Origin of the sequence: Streptomyces sp. NPDC006602, from assembly GCF_042870385.1 — a bacterium.
In the GTDB taxonomy this organism is placed as follows: Bacteria; Actinomycetota; Actinomycetes; order Streptomycetales; family Streptomycetaceae; genus Streptomyces.
In genome coordinates this window covers 2,789-5,409 of record NZ_JBIAHG010000087.1, presented here as the reverse complement: position 1 = coordinate 5,409, position 2,621 = coordinate 2,789, and the positions used below count along the sequence as shown (strand labels likewise).

The window sequence follows — 2,621 nt, the reverse complement described above, 5'->3', positions numbered from 1 at the left end:
GTTCGGCGGCGTCCTACTCTCCCACAGGGTCCCCCCTGCAGTACCATCGGCGCTGTAAGGCTTAGCTTCCGGGTTCGGAATGTAACCGGGCGTTTCCCTCACGCTATAACCACCGAAACACTATGAAACTGTTTCAGCCGCACCACACCCGTGACCATGGGCATGGGGCTGTTCGTGGTTTCAGAACCAACACAGTGGACGCGAGCAACTGAGGACAAGCCCTCGGCCTATTAGTACCGGTCACCTCCACACCTTACGGTGCTTCCAGATCCGGCCTATCAACCCAGTCGTCTACTGGGAGCCTTAACCCCTCAAAGGGGGTGGGAATACTCATCTCGAAGCAGGCTTCCCGCTTAGATGCTTTCAGCGGTTATCCCTCCCGAACGTAGCCAACCAGCCATGCCCTTGGCAGGACAACTGGCACACCAGAGGTTCGTCCGTCCCGGTCCTCTCGTACTAGGGACAGCCCTTCTCAATATTCCTGCGCGCGCAGCGGATAGGGACCGAACTGTCTCACGACGTTCTAAACCCAGCTCGCGTACCGCTTTAATGGGCGAACAGCCCAACCCTTGGGACCGACTCCAGCCCCAGGATGCGACGAGCCGACATCGAGGTGCCAAACCATCCCGTCGATATGGACTCTTGGGGAAGATCAGCCTGTTATCCCCGGGGTACCTTTTATCCGTTGAGCGACGGCGCTTCCACAAGCCACCGCCGGATCACTAGTCCCGACTTTCGTCCCTGCTCGACCCGTCGGTCTCACAGTCAAGCTCCCTTGTGCACTTACACTCAACACCTGATTGCCAACCAGGCTGAGGGAACCTTTGGGCGCCTCCGTTACTCTTTAGGAGGCAACCGCCCCAGTTAAACTACCCATCAGACACTGTCCCTGATCCGGATCACGGACCCAGGTTAGACATCCAGCACGACCAGACTGGTATTTCAACGACGACTCCACCTGAACTGGCGTCCAAGCTTCACAGTCTCCCAGCTATCCTACACAAGCCGAACCGAACACCAATATCAAACTGTAGTAAAGGTCCCGGGGTCTTTCCGTCCTGCTGCGCGAAACGAGCATCTTTACTCGTAGTGCAATTTCACCGGGCCTATGGTTGAGACAGTCGAGAAGTCGTTACGCCATTCGTGCAGGTCGGAACTTACCCGACAAGGAATTTCGCTACCTTAGGATGGTTATAGTTACCACCGCCGTTTACTGGCGCTTAAGTTCTCAGCTTCGCCCGACCGAAGTCGGACTAACCGGTCCCCTTAACGTTCCAGCACCGGGCAGGCGTCAGTCCGTATACATCGCCTTACGGCTTCGCACGGACCTGTGTTTTTAGTAAACAGTCGCTTCTCGCTGGTCTCTGCGGCCACCCCCAGCTCGAGGAGCACGTCCTCTCACCAGTGATGGCCCCCCTTCTCCCGAAGTTACGGGGGCATTTTGCCGAGTTCCTTAACCATAGTTCACCCGAACGCCTCGGTATTCTCTACCTGACCACCTGAGTCGGTTTAGGGTACGGGCCGCCATGAAACTCGCTAGAGGCTTTTCTCGACAGCATAGGATCATCCACTTCACCACAATCGGCTCGGCATCAGGTCTCAGCCACGTGTGCGACGGATTTGCCTATCGCACGGCCTACACCCTTACCCCGGGACAACCACCGCCCGGGATGGACTACCTTCCTGCGTCACCCCATCACTCACCTACTACCAGCTCGGGTCACCGGCTCCACCACTTTCCTTTCCCCGAAGGGTCCGGAACGGCTTCACGGGCTTAGCATCACTGGATTCAATGTTTGACGCTTCACAGCGGGTACCGGAATATCAACCGGTTATCCATCGACTACGCCTGTCGGCCTCGCCTTAGGTCCCGACTTACCCTGGGCAGATCAGCTTGACCCAGGAACCCTTAGTCAATCGGCGCACACGTTTCTCACGTGTGTATCGCTACTCATGCCTGCATTCTCACTCGTCAACCGTCCACAACTCGCTTCCGCGGCTGCTTCACCCGGCAGACGACGCTCCCCTACCCATCACAGCGCCCGTTGGGGCTACATGCTGCAATGACACGACTTCGGCGGTACGCTTGAGCCCCGCTACATTGTCGGCGCGGAATCACTAGACCAGTGAGCTATTACGCACTCTTTCAAGGGTGGCTGCTTCTAAGCCAACCTCCTGGTTGTCTGTGCGACTCCACATCCTTTCCCACTTAGCGTACGCTTAGGGGCCTTAGTCGATGCTCTGGGCTGTTTCCCTCTCGACCATGGAGCTTATCCCCCACAGTCTCACTGCCGCGCTCTCACTTACCGGCATTCGGAGTTTGGCTAAGGTCAGTAACCCGGTAGGGCCCATCGCCTATCCAGTGCTCTACCTCCGGCAAGAAACACACGACGCTGCACCTAAATGCATTTCGGGGAGAACCAGCTATCACGGAGTTTGATTGGCCTTTCACCCCTAACCACAGGTCATCCCCCAGGTTTTCAACCCTGGTGGGTTCGGTCCTCCACGACCTCTTACAGCCGCTTCAACCTGCCCATGGCTAGATCACTCCGCTTCGGGTCTTGAGCGTGCTACTGAAGCGCCCTATTCGGACTCGCTTTCGCTACGGCTACCCCACTCGT

Annotated in this window: 2 rRNA genes (1 of these 2 cut by a window edge); both read right to left on the bottom strand. The window is 57.2% G+C overall.

The window, feature by feature from the left end:
- Positions 1-117: ribosomal RNA gene (rrf, locus tag ACFYO2_RS49420) — 5S ribosomal RNA — on the bottom strand.
- Between the two features lie 93 nt (positions 118-210).
- A 23S ribosomal RNA gene (locus tag ACFYO2_RS49415) occupies positions 211-2,621 on the bottom strand; it runs 726 nt beyond the window's last position.